Raw genomic sequence first — 13636 nt, forward strand, 5'->3', positions numbered from 1 at the left:
TTCCGCGCCGCCTTCCCCCTCGGCCTTTGCCCCGCGTCATGTGCGCCGCCGGTCGCGGTCCGCTGCCGGTGCGGAACCATGGGAGCGATTGTCCTACGGTGTGTTGATGACATATCAGAACGGCATGCCCGAGACCGTCTTCCCGCCCACCTCCCCCGGCCGTACCGGCCCGTTCGCGACCGCCGAGGCGGAGCCGCGCGAGGTGGGCCCGGTCCGCACCTCGTACGCCCCCGACCGCGACGGCGACCCCGACCCGGGGGAGATCGTCTGGACCTGGGTGCCGTTCGAGGAGAACGACGGCCGGGGCAAGGACCGGCCGGTGCTCGTCGTGGCACGGGAACAGGCCGGCACCCTGCTCGCGGTGCAGCTTTCCAGCAAGCAGCACGACCTGGACCGGGAGTGGGTGGCTCTGGGAGCGGGTCCGTGGGACAGTTCGGGCCGGGCCTCCTGGGTCGATCTGGACCGGGTGCTCAGGGTGCACGAGGACGGGATGCGGCGCGAAGCCTGTGCGCTGGACTTCGAACGGTTCCAGCGCGTCGTGGAGCGGCTCCGGGAGCGCTACGGCTGGAGCTGAGCCGGGTCCGCCCGGCCCCGGAGACGCGGCCCCACGTCCCCGGGGTCCGGCGCGGCGCTCGCCCGGAAGCGGTCGGCGAACGCCGCTCGGGTGGCGGAGCCGGGCGCGCGGTCGAGGATGCCGAAAACGACCTGCTCGAAGTGGCCGGCGAAGCGCCCGCCGTCCGCGAGCAGCCCCCCGAAGGCATCCGCGACCTGCGCGGGACGGTTCTGGAAGACCCCGCAACCCCAGGCGCCCAGGACGAGCCGGCGGTATCCGCAGGCGGCGGCGGTCTCAAGCACCCGTTCGGCCCGGCTCGCCAGGGCGGCGGGGACGCGGTGCGCCTCCTCGGGGGTCTGGCGCCGGATCACGCCCGCATTGGGCGCGGGCGAGGTGAGGAAGCCCACGAGGTACGGGGTGTCGAGCAGCGCGCCCCGGTCGTCGCGGAAGACCGGCACACCGGGTGAGTGGATGACCCGGTCCGAGTAGAACGCGCTGCGGTGCGCGCGGTGGTGCGCGTAGTACTCGGGGGCGCGCAGCAGGGTCGCGTGGAGCGCGGAACCACGGCAGAGGTCCTCCTCCTGCGCCCGTGCGCCGTTCAGATATCCACCGCCCGGATTGCGGGCCGAGGCGTAGCTGAGCACGGCGATCCGGCCCGGCCCCTCCTCACTCAGCCGGCGGGCGGCACGCAGGCTGCTCTCGCCGGTCACCTCGAAGGCGGTCGCGCGGTCGGAGCCGAGTGCGGGGACCGCCACCGGGTCCGGTCCGTACAGCCCGGTCCCGGCCAGGGCGGCGGTCGTGAGGCTTCCGATGGAGACCTCACGACCGCCGGACGTGCGGTAACGGCCCTCGTGGACGATGGCCTCGGTCTCACGCGCCAGAGCGCGCATCCGTGCGCTCACGAGCGCCCCCTCCAGCGATCCCCCCGAACAGTGCATCACGCACATGTTCGACGTCGGGTGAACTCCGCGCAACGCCTTTACGCCGGGGCGGGGCGCCCTTGTGCGATCGGTCGGCAGGGGTTTGGGTGGAAGGGAGGCATCGGAAGAGGAGGCACGTATGCCCCCGAACGCGACCACCGGAACCGGCACCCGCACGCATGGATCGCCTCTCGGCGAGAGCGAGGCGGAGGATTTACTGCAGGCCATCTGTTTCAAGACGGGTCCGCCCCGCACCGTCGGCGTGGAACTCGAATGGCTCATCCACGACGCCGTACATCCCGACCTCCGCGTCACCCCGGAGCGCCTGGACGGCGCCTTCGCCGAGGTACGGGCGCTGGCGCTCGACTCGGCGCTGACCTTCGAGCCCGGAGGGCAGCTCGAACTCAGTTCGCGGCCCGCCGGATCGCTGATGGCGTGCGTCGACGCGGTCTCCGCCGACCTGGCGGCCGTACGCGGCACGCTGGGCCGGTCGGGCCTGGTCCCGACGGGACTGGGCGTCGACCCCTGGCAGTCGCCCCGGCGGTGGCTGAGGGAGCCGCGTTACGACGCGATGGAGGCGGCCCTCGACCGCTCGGGCACGGCCGGGCGGGCGATGATGTGCACCTCCGCGTCGGTGCAGGTCTGCCTGGACGCGGGCGAGGAGGAGCCGGGTCCGCTCGGTTACGGCCGCCGGTGGCAGCTCGCGCATCTGCTGGGCGCGGTGCTGGTGGCGGCGTTCGCCAACTCACCCTTCCAGCAGCGGGCGCGGACCGGCTGGCGGTCGACCCGTCAGGGGCTGTGGGCGGCGCTCGACCCGGACCGCACGTTGGCTCCACCGGGGCATCTTCCGCCGCGCGAGGCATGGGCCGCGCACGTACTGGACACCAGCGTCATGTGCATCCGTACCGAAACGGGCCCCTGGGAGGTGCCGGACGGGCTCACGTTCCGCCAGTGGATCCGGGGCGGTGGCCCCCGGCCTCCCTCCGCCGAGGACCTGGAGTACCACATGACCACCTGCTTCCCGCCGGCCCGGCCACGCGGTCATCTGGAGCTGCGCATGATCGACGCCCAGTCCGGGGCGGACGGCTGGCTGGTGCCGCTCGCGGTCGCCACCGCACTGTTCGACGATCCGGAAGCGGCGGAGACGGTGTACCGCACCGTGAAACCGCTGGCCGAGACGGCCGGGCCGAACGCGGCGCCGCGCAATCCGCTGTGGCGGGCGGCGGCCCGCGACGGGCTGACCGATCCGGAGCTGCGGGCCGCGGCCACCACCTGCTTCGAGGCGGCACTCGGCGCACTCCCCCGGATCGGTGCCACCACCGCGGTGCTGGACACCGTGGCGGACTTCACCGAGCGGTACGTCGCCCGCGGGCGATGTCCCGCCGACGACCTGCCCGACCTCCTCTCCCCCGCAGCGGCCGCCGCGTGGGCGGAGGCGTCCTCGGCGGGCGGCTCCCGGACCACTCCCTCCGGAAAGGGACTCCCGGCATGACCACCGTGTCCGACAGCAACTTCCCTCTCACGCCGGAGTCCGACGCCGAGGCTCTCCGCAACCGGGCCCTGACCGCCCTGCTCGCCGCCAGGGCCCGCACCTCCGTTCTGACGGACAGCGTCGAAGACGGCGAACTCATCGCCCAGCATTCGCCGTTGATGTCCCCACTCGTCTGGGACCTCGCCCACATCGGCAACCAGGAGGAGCAGTGGCTCCTGCGGGCCGTGGGCGGCAGGGACGCGATCCGGCCGGAGATCGACGGCCTCTACGACGCGTTCGAACACCCGAGGTCGGCCCGGCCGTCCCTGCCGCTGCTGGCCCCCGCCGAGGCCCGGACGTACGCCTCGGACGTTCGCGGCCGGGTGCTGGAAATCCTGGAGAGCGCCCCGCTGCACGGCGGCGGGCGCCCGCTGGAGCGCGCCGGGTTCGCGTTCGGCATGATCGCCCAGCACGAACAGCAGCACGACGAAACCATGCTGATCACCCATCAGCTGCGCTCGGGGCCGGCCGCGCTGACCGCCCCCGAGCCGCCCCGGGCCCAGGACTCCGTACGTCTCCCGCACGAAGTGCTGGTGCCCGGCGGTCCGTTCACCATGGGTACGTCCACCGAACCCTGGGCGCTCGACAACGAACGCCCGGCGCACCGGGTGGAGGTGGCCGCGTTCTTCCTGGACACCACCCCGGTCACCTGCGGGGCGTACCAGCGGTTCATCGAGGACGGCGGGTACGCCCAGGAGCGCTGGTGGCGTCCGGCGGGCTGGGCGATGGTCCGCGAACACGAGCTCACCGCACCGCTTTTCTGGCACCGTGAGGCCGGCCAGTGGCTGAGGCGGCGGTTCGGGGTGACCGAGCCCGTGCCGGACGACGAGCCGGTGCTGCACGTCAGCTGGTACGAGGCGGACGCCTACGCCCGATGGGCCGGGCGGCGGCTTCCGACCGAGGCCGAGTGGGAGAAGGCGGCCCGGCACGACGCCGCGGCCGGGCGCTCGCTGCGCTACCCCTGGGGCGACGCCGACCCCACGCCGGAGCGGGCGAACCTCGGTCAGCGCCATCTGCGTCCGGCCGCCGCCGGCGCCTATCCGGCCGGGCAGTCGGCCGACGGGGTGCGCCAGTTGATCGGCGACGTGTGGGAGTGGACGGCCAGCGACTTCCTGCCCTACCCGGGATTCGTCGCCTTTCCGTACCGCGAGTACTCGGAGGTCTTCTTCGGTCCGGAGCACAAGGTGCTGCGGGGCGGTTCGTTCGCGGTGGACCCGGTCGCCTGCCGGGGCACGTTCCGGAACTGGGACCTGCCGGTGCGCCGCCAGATCTTCGCCGGTTTCCGCACCGCCAGGGACGCCTGATGTGTCGTCACCTCGCCTATCTGGGGCCTCCGGTGGCGCTGGGAGAGGTGCTGGTGGCACCGGAGTTCTCGCTCGTACGGCAGTCCTGGGCGCCGCGTCGGCAGCGCAACGGCACGGTCAACGCGGACGGGTTCGGGGTCGGCTGGTACGCGCCCGGCGACCCTGTGCCGGGCCGGTACCGCAGGGCCGTCCCGGTCTGGGGGGACGAGACGTTCCAGGAGCTCGCCCGGGTGGTCCGCAGCGGGGCGTTCCTCGCGGCCGTGCGGGACGCCACCGAGTCGGGTGCGGACGGGGAGGCCGCCGCCGCCCCGTTCAAGGCGGGCCCGCTGCTGTTCAGCCACAACGGCGCCGTGCTCGGGTGGCCCGGCTCCCTCGCACCGCTCGCGTCCACGCTGCCCGCGTCCGTCCTCCTTTCCCTGGACGCGCGCAGTGACTCGGCGGTGCTGTGGGCAATGATCCGCCACCGGGTCGAGGAGGGCGACGACCTCCCGCAGGCCGTCGCCGACACCGTCCTGGACGTGGCGCGGTCCGCGCCAGGCTCACGTCTCAACCTGCTGGTCGGCGACGGGACGACCGTCGTGGCGACCGCCTGGGGCGACAGCCTCTGGTATCTGCACCGGCCCGGCCTCCGCACGGTGGTGGCCTCGGAGCCGTACGACGACGATCCGGCCTGGCGCGAGGTACCGGACCGCACCCTGCTGGTGGCGACCGTCGACGAAGTCCTGCCCACCCCGCTCAAGGAGACCCCCCGTTGAGTCCCTTCCTGCTGACCCGCACCCTGCCGGTGGACGCCACGGAGGCATCGCTCCGCGCCGATGTGCTCGCCGGTCTGTCCCGGCGTCCCAGGACACTGCCGCCGAAGTGGTTCTACGACACGCGGGGCAGCGAACTGTTCGAAGAGATCACCCGGCTGCCCGAGTACTACCCGACCCGCGCGGAGCGGGAGATCCTGGTGGCGCACGCGGCGGACATCGCAACCGCCTCGGGTGCCCGGACTCTGATCGAACTGGGCTCGGGCTCCTCGGAGAAGACCCGCCATCTGCTCGACGCCCTTCCGCGGCTGCACAGTTACGTCCCCGTGGACGTGAGCGAGAGCGCGCTGACCGGCGCCGCCGAGGCGCTGCTCGCCGAGCGTCCGGAGCTGAACGTGCACGCGTTGATCGCGGACTTCACCGGCGGCCTCGCTCTGCCGGGAACCCCGGGCCCCCGGCTGGTGGCGTTCCTGGGCGGCACGATCGGCAATCTGCTGCCGGAGGAGCGGGCCACGTTCCTGCGCTCGGTCCGCTCGATCCTCTCCCCCGGCGACGCGCTGCTGCTCGGTACGGACCTGGTGAAGGAGCCGGCGACGCTGGTCGCGGCCTACGACGACGCGTCCGGGGTCACCGCCGCGTTCAACAAGAACGTCCTGGAGGTCGTCAACCGGGCACTGGACGCGGACTTCGACCCCGCGGACTTCGACCACGTCGCGCGCTGGGACTCGGACGCCGAGTGGATCGAGATGCGGCTGCGGGCCCGTTCGGCGCTCACGGTGAAGATCCATGAGCTCGATCTCGTGGTGTCGTTCGAGGAGGGCGAGGAGTTGCGTACGGAGGTGTCGGCGAAGTTCCGTCGGGACCGGGTGCGCGAGGAGCTGGGCGACGCGGGGCTGCGGCTCGATCAGTGGTGGACGGACACGGCGGGGAGGTTCGCGGTGTCGCTGGCGACGGCCGTCTGAGCGAGGCGGGCGAGTGTCCGTCGGTCACCCGCCCGGTCCGCCGGGAGCGCCGGCAGCAGGGTGACCTCTGCTGCGACTCCGGCGGCCCGCACCACCCTCCACAGCGAGGCGTGGAGCGGGTCGTCACCGACGAACGCGACGGCGCGGGCCGGGAGGCGGGCGGCGTGGTCGCCGGCTCCGGCGGGGGCGGGCTGGACGCGGTAGGTGATCCGGGCCGGCCGCACCGTCGCGCCCGCGTCGACGGCCGCCTGGAAAACCGCGTGGCGGAAGGCGCCCGGCGGGCCGCCGCCGCACCGCGTGGAGCCCTCCGGAAAGGCCACCACCCGGTCTCCGGCGCGCAGCGCGTCGGCGACGGCGCCGACGGATGCGGGCAGCGCCCGCAGGCTGTCCCGGTCGATGAAGAGGGTGCCGCCGCGTGCGGCGAGGGCACCGAGCAGTGGCCACTGCCGTATCTCGGACTTGCCGAGCATCCGCGCGGGGAGGGCGGCGGCGACGAGCGGTATGTCGAGCCAGGAGATGTGGTTGGCGACGACCAGTTCCCCGCCGCTCCTGGTGACGGCCGGTTCCCCGCCCGGCCCTTCGACGACCGGTTCGCCGCCGCTCCCTCCGCCCGGGTTGCCGGTGACCCGCGTGCGCACTCCGAAGGTGCGCAGGACGGTCCGTGACCAGCGGCGGACCAGCCGGTCGCGGACCGGCTGCGGGAGCGCCGCCGCGAGGGGTGTGCACGCGGCGCCGCCCAGCGCGAGCAGACTGCCCGCCACCAGCCGTGCCACCGCGGGCAGGAGGGGGCGGACCGCTCCGTGGTGGCCGGCGCATGCCCGGGGTGTGCACGGGGAGACGGGGGACCAGGCGTTCATCGCAGAGGCGCCATGGAGAGGAAGTGCCGCAGGTAGCGGGGATCGGTGCGGCGCAGGGAGAGGAGTACATAGAGGTCGGCGCAGTCGAAGTCCGGGTCGTACGCGGGCGATCCGCACACCCAGGCGCCGAGGCGGAGGTAGCCCCGGAGTAGCGGCGGCAGGTCGGTACGGGCCCCGGCGGCCGGTCGCGGGCCGGGTGCGCTCGGGGTGCCGGACCAGAGGCGGTGCGGGGTGACCCAGTACTCCTCGGGGGCCAGGTGCCTGGCGCGTACGGTCTCCCAGCTGCGGGCGGCCCGGATGCCCCCGTCGCCCAGGGGAAGCGAGCAGCATCCGGCCAGCCAGTTGTGGCCGGTGCGCTCCATGTAGCGGGCGAGGCCGGCCCAGATGAGGGCGATGACCGCGCCGTCGCGGTGGGCGGGGTGGACACAGGAGCGGCCCACTTCGACGAGGTCGTCGCGCAGAGGGGCGAGCCGGGTGAGGTCGAACTCGCTCTCCGAGTAGAGGCGTCCTGCGGCGCGGGCGCGCTCGGGGGGCAGCAGCCGGTAGGTGGCGACGACGTCGCCGGTGGCGGTCTCCTTCACCAGCAGGTGGTCGCAGAAGGCGTCGAACTCGTCACTGTCGAGGCCGGGTTCGGGGCCGTCGAGGAGGGCGCCGAGCTCCCCGGCGAACACCTGGTGGCGCAGCCGCTGGGCGGCACGTACGTCGTCGGGGCCTGCGGCGAGGGAGAGGTGGTAGGCGGGGGCCTGGGACCGGGCCGAGGGGGCGGGGGGCCGGGCGGGGGCCGGCACTTCAGAGACGGGGCGTACCGGTGGGGCGACGGGCAGCGCGGTCATGGCGGTCTCCGGGGACGGATCAGCAAGCGGGGCCGTCGGACCTCCGCGCGGCGGCGAAGGTCCGGCCCCCTACTTCTTCCGCGTCCGGCTGGATTCGACGTGGCCGCCATGGAGCGTGCGGATGTGCGACGGCTTAATCCCGGGGTGCGGCCCGGGCCCGCCCTTTCCCCGCACCACCTCACCGGTCCCTCGGCCCCGGCGGCCGGGCGCGGGGCGTCAGCTGCCCGCCAGGAGTGAACTGATGCGCTCCGAGGCCGACTTCGCCTCCTCGGCCGGGTCGCGTCCCTCCAGCACCGCGGTCATGTACGGCTTGATGGGGTTCTCGGCCTCGACGTCCGCCCACTGGGCCGAGTTGGGAGTGGCCCGTCCCTGGGCGGCTCCCTTCGCCATCGCGGCGGTGCCTTCCTGGTCCTCGACGGCGCCCGCGAGCTCCGGCTTGTTGGGGACGTAGCTCATGGCCAGGGCGAGTTCGCGCTGCCACTTCTCGCTCGCCAGCGCCTCCACCACTGCGACGCCGGCGCTGCGGTGCTCGGCCTTCTCCGGGACGATCAGGTCGGAGCCGCCGGTGAAGACCGCGCCGGGCTTCTTCGTGGTCTTGCCGGGTATCGGGAAGTAGCCCAGTTTCCCCTTGAGTCCGGGGTTGGCCTGCTCGATGAGCCCGGCGCTGCCCGGGGTGGAGATGATCTGGGCGACGTCGCCTCGGGCGAACACGTCGGTCTGCGGCGGGTTCTCCTCGTCGGCGTCCTTCGGGCCGGCACCGAGCGCCTGGAGCTTCTTGTAGAACTCCATGCCCCTGAGTGCCTCGGGGCTGTCCAGGGCGCCGGTCCAGTCGCCGTCGTCCCCTTCGGCGAGTTCGCCGCCCTCGTCCCAGATGAATCCGGCGAGGACGTACCAGTTCTGCCCCGCGAGGTAGATGCCCTGGTTCCCGTCCGAGTCCAGGCGTTCGGTGTCGGCGATCCACTGCTCGCGGTTCTTCGGCGGGGTGTCGATCCCCGCCTGCGCGAAGAGGTCCTTGTTGTAGATGACCACCCGGTTGGCCGCGTACCAGGGGATGCCGTACTGCACTCCGTTGATGCTGCCCGGGTCGGCGAGGCCCGGCAGCCAGTCCTCGCTGCCGAGGTCGCGCATGGCCTCCAGGGTGAGGTCGCGCAGGCCGCCGCTCTCCGCGTACTGGGCGACCTGCGTGTTGCCGACCTCGATGACGTCCGGGGAGTCCTTGCCCTTGAGCGCGGACAGCACCTTGGGGCCGATACCGCCCCACTCCTGGAACTTGAACTCCAGTTCGACCGAACTGTGTTCCGCCTCGTACGCCGCGGTGAACTTGTCCAGGAATTCGGTGGAGGCACTGCCCTTCATCAGCCAGACCGTCACGGTGGTGTCCCCCGCGGCGGAGGGGGACAGGTATCCGCATCCCCCGAGGGCCACGGACGAGACGAGTGCGATGGCTCCGGCGAGAATCCGGTTCTTCACGAGCGTCACCTTCTGCGAATCAGCACGATGGAATCTTGACCCGGTGTGGGGGGACGCGGGCGGTGCTCGCACGGGTGTGTGGCTGGATTTTGGTATGGACCATTGAGCAGGTCAAGGGCCGCCCGTCGCCCGGGCGCGGCCGACCGCTCCCTCGCGCACCACCCGGGAGTAAGGCACCGTGGAGACACGAAGGGAGACATACGATGTCCAATCACACCTATCGGGTCACCGAGATCGTAGGAACCTCCGAGGAGGGCATCGACGCGGCGATCCGCAACGGCATCGCCCGAGCGTCGGAAACGTTGCGCAATCTCGACTGGTTCGAGATCAAGGAAGCGCGCGGACACATCGAGGACGGCCGGGTGGGGCACTACCAGGTGACGCTCAAGGTCGGCTTCCGGCTCGACGGACCTTCCTGACGGAGCCGGGGACGACAGGGCGTGGTGCGGCGTGGTGCGGCCCCACGCCACGTGACCGGCGCCGGACGATCCCTCCGCGGCGGTACGTCCGCGGGCGCTCTCGGCTCCGTCACCGCGCAGTACGGGGGACGGGGGCCCGGCCCCCGTACTGCCGGACCCTCTGACGCCGCCACGGGACTCCCGCGCTTACGGGACGGGACGGCACGGGACGGCACGGGACGGCACGGGACGGCACGGGACGGCACGGGACGGCACGGGACGGCACGGGACGGCACGGGACGGTACGGGACGGCCACGCCGGGGACGGCGACCGCGGACGGAGCGCCGCGAGGGGCCCGCCCCCGGAACCGGAACCTCGGGTGGCGGGCCCCTCGCGTGAGCGGGCCGTGGGTCAGGCCTTCTGGCGCTCCGGCTCCGCGCCGGTCAGCTCGGGCTCCAGGCCCTCGCCGACCTCGGTCCGCCGGCGCCCCACATCGCTGCGCCACGCCTCGAAGGCCCAGGCGGTGAGCGCGACCACCGCCGCGCCGAGCAGCCAGCCGCCGACCACGTCGCTGAACCAGTGGACGCCGAGCGCGACCCGGGTGAACCCCACCCCGACCACCGACAGGGCCGCCACGCCCCAGCACACCGCGTGCCAGGCGCGCGGCACCATCGGCAGCAGGACGAGCAGCAGGACCGCGGAGGAGGTGGTCGCGGTCATCGCGTGCCCGGAGGGGAAGGAGAAGCCGGGCGCGTGCGCCACCGGGTCCTCCAGGGAGGGCCGGGTGCGCTCCACCACGGTCTTGACGAGCAGCCCGATCAGCCCTCCGCCGACCGCCGTCACGGCGGCCCAGGACGCCAGCCGCCAGGCCCGCTTCCACAGCAGCCAGGCCGTCAGCAGCGCCACCGCGGACCGCAGGGTGGTCGGGTCCCACACCCAGTCGGAGAGGAACCGCAACGTGCTGGTCCACGCGGGGTGGTCGAGGGCCGTGCGGTTGAGCCGCAGGGCCGCCGAGGCGTCGAGCCGGCGCAGCGGCTGCCAGTGGCCCTCCACGAGGACGAGCAGCAGGGCGAAGGGCACCGCTGCCACGGCGGCGACCGCGACCGCCCCGAGCAGCCGGGCGCCGAATCTCCGGTCGGCCCGGCGGCTGTCGCGGAGGCGGCGGGCGGTGGTGCGTACGGGCATTCGGGCTCCCGGGTCCGGGGTGGATCGGTTCGGTTCGGTCCGGCGGGGCCTCAGGCCCCGGGGTCGGGCTGGATCGGTCCGGGCCGTCGGGCCCGCACCGCTTCGAGCTGCGCGGCGAAGGACAGCCCGAGGAAGAGAGCGATCGAGGTCAGATAGGCCCACAGCAGCAGCGACATGAAGGCGCTGAGGGGGCCGTAGACGGTGTCGAACGAGCCGCTGAACGCGAGGTACTTGCTGAGCAGCCAGGTCAGTGCGGTCCACAGCACCAGGTAGACGGCCGCCCCGAACGCCAGCCAGGTGTAACCGGGTTGCTTGCGCCGGGGCGCCCGGCGGAATATCGCGCTGGCGGAGATCAGGGCGAGAATCACCCCCAGCGGCCACCTCAGCAGGTCCCAGGCGGTCCGGGCGCCGTCGCCGAGGTGGTAGACGGTGGTCGCGGCGGCCACCAGGTCCCCGCCCGCCACCATCAGCAGCGAACCGATGCCGAGCGGGATGCCCGCGCTGAGGGACATGACGAGCCCGCGCAGGTACTTCCGGTGGAAGACCCGGTCGCGTTCGACACCGTAGATCCGGTTCGCACCCCGCTCCACCTGGCACATCGCGGTGGTGGTGTTGACCATGGAGAAAGCGAGTCCGAACCAGAGCGCCAGACGGGCGCCGATGCCCGTCTGGCGTCGGCTCTGGTCCAGCGCCTCGTCGACGACGTCGGCGCTGGGGCCCGCGCTGAGCCGGTGGATCGTCAGCTCGGCGAGCCGGCCGATGTCCTCGGTGTGCATCTCGGCGGAGAGGCCGACGAACGCGATGACCAGCGGTATCACCGCGAGCACCGTCTGCAGGGCGAGGGCCCGGGAGTGACTGAACCCGTCGGAGTAGCGGAAGCGGACGAACGAGTCGCGCACCAGTTGCCAACTGCCGTACCGGCGCAGGGTGGCCAGCGCCTCGTCGGCGGAGAGCTCGTCGCCCGTCATGTCGCGGGTCTGCGGGACCCGGGTCGCCGTACCCATCACGCGCCCCCGTCGGGGACGAGGACGGTCAGTGCCCCGGGCACGACCTCGGCGGTGAGCCGGAGACCGGCGCCCACCGGGTCGCCGTCCATCTCGCGGGGCTGCGGCGACGCGAAGCGGAGTTCGGCGCGGCGAAAAGTGAAGAACTCGACGGGGCCCCCGTCCCCGCCACCCTCGGAACCCGTGCCCGAGGACGGCCGCAGCAGCACCCGCAGGGCGCGCAGCCAGCCGGCCGGGCCGTGCGGATCGTAGAGCGCGAGGTCCAGCAGGCCGTCGTCCGGTCGCGCGGCGGGTACGAGGGCGGTGCCGCCCTGCACCGTACCGATGTTGGCGAGGAGCACCATCCGTACGCTCCGGTGCAGCTCCGGCCCGCCGTCCAGCGAGACCGTCAGCCGGGTCCTGGGCGACCGCAGCTCCCGCAGCCCCGCCACCACGTAGGCGGGCCAGCCCACCGCGGACTTGGCGCGGTCCGAGGTGTGCTCCAGCATCGCCGCGTCCAGGCCCGCTCCCGACATGGCCGTGAAGTGGGTCGCGGGGACGCCGTCACCCTCCAGCCGGCCCAGGTCGAGCCGCTGCGGGGTACCGGCCAGCGCCGCGTGGAGGGCCTTCGCGGGGTCCAGCGGCAGCCCGAGGTGACGGGCGAGCAGATTGCCGGTGCCGCAGGGGACGACCGCCAGTGCGACGCCCGTACCCGCGAGGACGTCGGCCACCGCACGGACCGTCCCGTCGCCGCCGCAGACCACGACCAGACCCGCGCCCTCGCGGACCGCGTCCGCCGCCTGCCCGGCGCCCGGGTCGTCCGCCGTCGTCTCCGCGAAGACCGGTGCGCCGTACCCGTGCTGGGCCAGTACGAGCCGCAGGGTGTCCCGGACCGCGGGGCCGGTGACCGTGGGGTTGACGATGACGACAGTGGTCCCGGTGGTCCCGGTGGTCCGCGCGTCGGTCTGCTCGGTACGGGACTCGGCCGCGGCCACGGCGACGTCGGTCGCGGCGGCGGGCACGGGGGCCGCCGCGTAGTCGTCCGCGAGGACGGCCCGGCCCACGATCAGCAGGGAGAGACCGCCGTTCAGCAGGCCGCCCACCACGTCGGTGGGGTGGTGCATGCCCCGGTAGAGCCGGGCGACCCCGACGAGCAGGGGGATCAGCAGGAAGACGGCGCCCAGCACCTTCCGCCAGGGACCGCGCACCCGGGAGAGCACCAGGACGGCGAGTCCCCCGTAGAGCGCGGTGGCCGCCCCGGTGTGCCCGGAGGTGTAACTGGAGGTCGGCGGTGAGGCGTCCAGGCGCTCCACGTCCGGGCGGGTCCGGTCGACGGACTCCGTGATGACGAGGAAGACCAGTGACTGGAGGGACACGGCGACCGCGAGGAAGACGGCCTCCCGCCACCTCGGCAGCCGCGGGATGAGGATCAGCCCCACACAGACCAGCAGGGTGATCCCGACCACCGTGGACGTGTTGCCCGCGCCGGAGCCGATGAGCGAGGCGGAGGTGAGCGCGTGCGTGCGTATGCGCTCGAAGCCTTCGTTCACCTCGTCCTCGACAGTCAGCGGCCACCAGTCCCGCGCCGGGCCGGTGATCAGCAGGCCGAGGCCCGTCATCAGCCCCGCCTGGCAGACCGTCAGCGCACCGACGCGTACGGCGGCGCGACCGGTACCGCTGGTCAGGGCAGGGGAGCGGCCGGGGCGGGAGATGCCCGGCCGCTCCTCGTCGACTCCGGCCCGTCTCGCCGGCAGGGCAGTCGGCATGGAACCCCCACGTGTGCGCACTCGCGTTCTCGGATCCGGGCGGCGACTGCGGCCCGGCCATCGGCGTATGCCCTCGAAACGGGGCGGCAGACCTCGGCTCTGCCCGGCGGAGTCGTACGGT

General features: G+C 73.4%; 13 protein-coding genes. 6 read left to right on the plus strand and 7 right to left on the minus strand.

Features of this window, described 5'->3' with window-relative positions:
* Positions 1-106 precede the first annotated feature (106 nt).
* On the plus strand, positions 107-574 hold the full coding sequence (locus tag ACFZAX_RS12290) for a type II toxin-antitoxin system PemK/MazF family toxin (protein WP_390961106.1): 468 nt from the start codon (positions 107-109) through the stop codon (positions 572-574).
* On the opposite strand, the gene ACFZAX_RS12295 is transcribed toward ACFZAX_RS12290, so the two are convergent.
* Positions 559-1455 carry a TIGR02452 family protein gene (locus ACFZAX_RS12295; RefSeq protein WP_390961107.1) on the minus strand — a complete coding sequence of 299 codons (897 nt, stop codon included), beginning with the start codon at positions 1453-1455 and terminating at the stop codon, positions 559-561. The two genes, ACFZAX_RS12290 and ACFZAX_RS12295, sit on opposite strands and share 16 nt — an antisense overlap.
* Before the next feature lie 157 nt (positions 1456-1612).
* On the opposite strand from ACFZAX_RS12295, the gene egtA reads away from it, so the two are divergent.
* From egtA to egtD, 4 genes are read left to right on the plus strand one after another with little or no spacing between them, the layout of a single operon-like run.
* Complete coding sequence (egtA, locus tag ACFZAX_RS12300) at positions 1613-2965, plus strand: ergothioneine biosynthesis glutamate--cysteine ligase EgtA (RefSeq protein ID WP_390961108.1); 1353 nt, start codon at positions 1613-1615, stop codon at positions 2963-2965.
* The gene (gene egtB / locus ACFZAX_RS12305) at positions 2962-4308 is read left to right on the plus strand and encodes an ergothioneine biosynthesis protein EgtB (protein WP_390961110.1); all 1347 of its coding nucleotides are present in this window, start codon (positions 2962-2964) and stop codon (positions 4306-4308) included. The genes egtA and egtB overlap by 4 nt, the downstream gene beginning before the upstream one ends.
* Positions 4308-5063 (plus strand): ergothioneine biosynthesis protein EgtC, encoded by a 756-nt coding sequence (egtC, locus tag ACFZAX_RS12310; RefSeq protein WP_390961111.1) that lies wholly within the window; start codon positions 4308-4310, stop codon positions 5061-5063. Before egtB ends, egtC begins: the two co-directional genes overlap by 1 nt.
* A complete protein-coding gene (gene egtD / locus ACFZAX_RS12315; RefSeq protein WP_390961113.1) occupies positions 5060-6022 on the plus strand; it encodes an L-histidine N(alpha)-methyltransferase in 963 nt (320 codons plus the stop codon). Before egtC ends, egtD begins: the two co-directional genes overlap by 4 nt.
* Here egtD and ACFZAX_RS12320 read toward each other — a convergent pair.
* The 3 genes from ACFZAX_RS12320 to ACFZAX_RS12330 all read right to left on the minus strand — a co-directional run bounded on the left by ACFZAX_RS12320 (position 5965) and on the right by ACFZAX_RS12330 (position 9182).
* On the minus strand, positions 5965-6879 hold the full coding sequence (locus ACFZAX_RS12320) for a 1-acyl-sn-glycerol-3-phosphate acyltransferase (protein ID WP_390961115.1): 915 nt from the start codon (positions 6877-6879) through the stop codon (positions 5965-5967). The genes egtD and ACFZAX_RS12320 overlap by 58 nt on opposite strands.
* Positions 6876-7712, minus strand: coding sequence for a GNAT family N-acyltransferase (locus tag ACFZAX_RS12325; RefSeq protein ID WP_390961116.1), 837 nt, complete (start codon positions 7710-7712; stop codon positions 6876-6878). The genes ACFZAX_RS12320 and ACFZAX_RS12325 overlap by 4 nt, the downstream gene beginning before the upstream one ends.
* Positions 7713-7928: 216 nt before the next feature.
* Positions 7929-9182, minus strand: a complete 1254-nt coding sequence (locus ACFZAX_RS12330) for an extracellular solute-binding protein (protein WP_390961117.1) — start codon at positions 9180-9182, stop codon at positions 7929-7931.
* Positions 9183-9385: 203 nt separating this feature from the next.
* On the opposite strand from ACFZAX_RS12330, the gene ACFZAX_RS12335 reads away from it, so the two are divergent.
* Entirely contained in the window at positions 9386-9601 is a 216-nt protein-coding gene (locus tag ACFZAX_RS12335) for a dodecin (protein WP_390961118.1), read from the plus strand.
* Positions 9602-9992: 391 nt separating this feature from the next.
* Here the strand turns inward: ACFZAX_RS12335 and ACFZAX_RS12340 are convergent, their stop codons facing one another.
* Genes ACFZAX_RS12340 through ACFZAX_RS12350 form a run of 3 tightly spaced genes read right to left on the minus strand, consistent with a single transcriptional unit; the run spans position 9993 to position 13515 of the window.
* Positions 9993-10766, minus strand: a complete 774-nt coding sequence (locus ACFZAX_RS12340; RefSeq protein WP_390961120.1) for a phosphatase PAP2 family protein — start codon at positions 10764-10766, stop codon at positions 9993-9995.
* A gap of 50 nt (positions 10767-10816) precedes the next feature.
* A complete protein-coding gene (locus ACFZAX_RS12345; RefSeq protein ID WP_390961121.1) occupies positions 10817-11770 on the minus strand; it encodes a YhjD/YihY/BrkB family envelope integrity protein in 954 nt (317 codons plus the stop codon).
* Positions 11770-13515 carry a diacylglycerol kinase family protein gene (locus ACFZAX_RS12350; RefSeq protein WP_390961123.1) on the minus strand — a complete coding sequence of 582 codons (1746 nt, stop codon included), beginning with the start codon at positions 13513-13515 and terminating at the stop codon, positions 11770-11772. The genes ACFZAX_RS12345 and ACFZAX_RS12350 overlap by 1 nt, the downstream gene beginning before the upstream one ends.
* Positions 13516-13636 lie beyond the last annotated feature (121 nt).

The sequence above is a fragment of the Streptomyces sp. NPDC008125 genome (assembly GCF_042957125.1).
In the GTDB taxonomy this organism is placed as follows: domain Bacteria; phylum Actinomycetota; class Actinomycetes; order Streptomycetales; family Streptomycetaceae; genus Streptomyces.

Bases quoted from the DNA above. Each gene is read 5' to 3' on its own strand.
- ACFZAX_RS12290 (WP_390961106.1), top strand. From the start codon at position 107: ATGACATATCAGAACGGCATGCCCGAGACCGTCTTCCCGCCCACCTCC.
- egtA (WP_390961108.1), top strand. From the start codon at position 1,613: ATGCCCCCGAACGCGACCACCGGAACCGGCACCCGCACGCATGGATCG.
- egtB (WP_390961110.1), top strand. From the start codon at position 2,962: ATGACCACCGTGTCCGACAGCAACTTCCCTCTCACGCCGGAGTCCGAC.
- egtC (WP_390961111.1), top strand. From the start codon at position 4,308: ATGTGTCGTCACCTCGCCTATCTGGGGCCTCCGGTGGCGCTGGGAGAG.
- ACFZAX_RS12320 (WP_390961115.1), bottom strand. From the start codon at position 6,879: ATGAACGCCTGGTCCCCCGTCTCCCCGTGCACACCCCGGGCATGCGCC.
- ACFZAX_RS12325 (WP_390961116.1), bottom strand. From the start codon at position 7,712: ATGACCGCGCTGCCCGTCGCCCCACCGGTACGCCCCGTCTCTGAAGTG.
- ACFZAX_RS12335 (WP_390961118.1), top strand. From the start codon at position 9,386: ATGTCCAATCACACCTATCGGGTCACCGAGATCGTAGGAACCTCCGAG.
- ACFZAX_RS12340 (WP_390961120.1), bottom strand. From the start codon at position 10,766: ATGCCCGTACGCACCACCGCCCGCCGCCTCCGCGACAGCCGCCGGGCC.
- ACFZAX_RS12345 (WP_390961121.1), bottom strand. From the start codon at position 11,770: ATGGGTACGGCGACCCGGGTCCCGCAGACCCGCGACATGACGGGCGAC.
- ACFZAX_RS12350 (WP_390961123.1), bottom strand. From the start codon at position 13,515: ATGCCGACTGCCCTGCCGGCGAGACGGGCCGGAGTCGACGAGGAGCGG.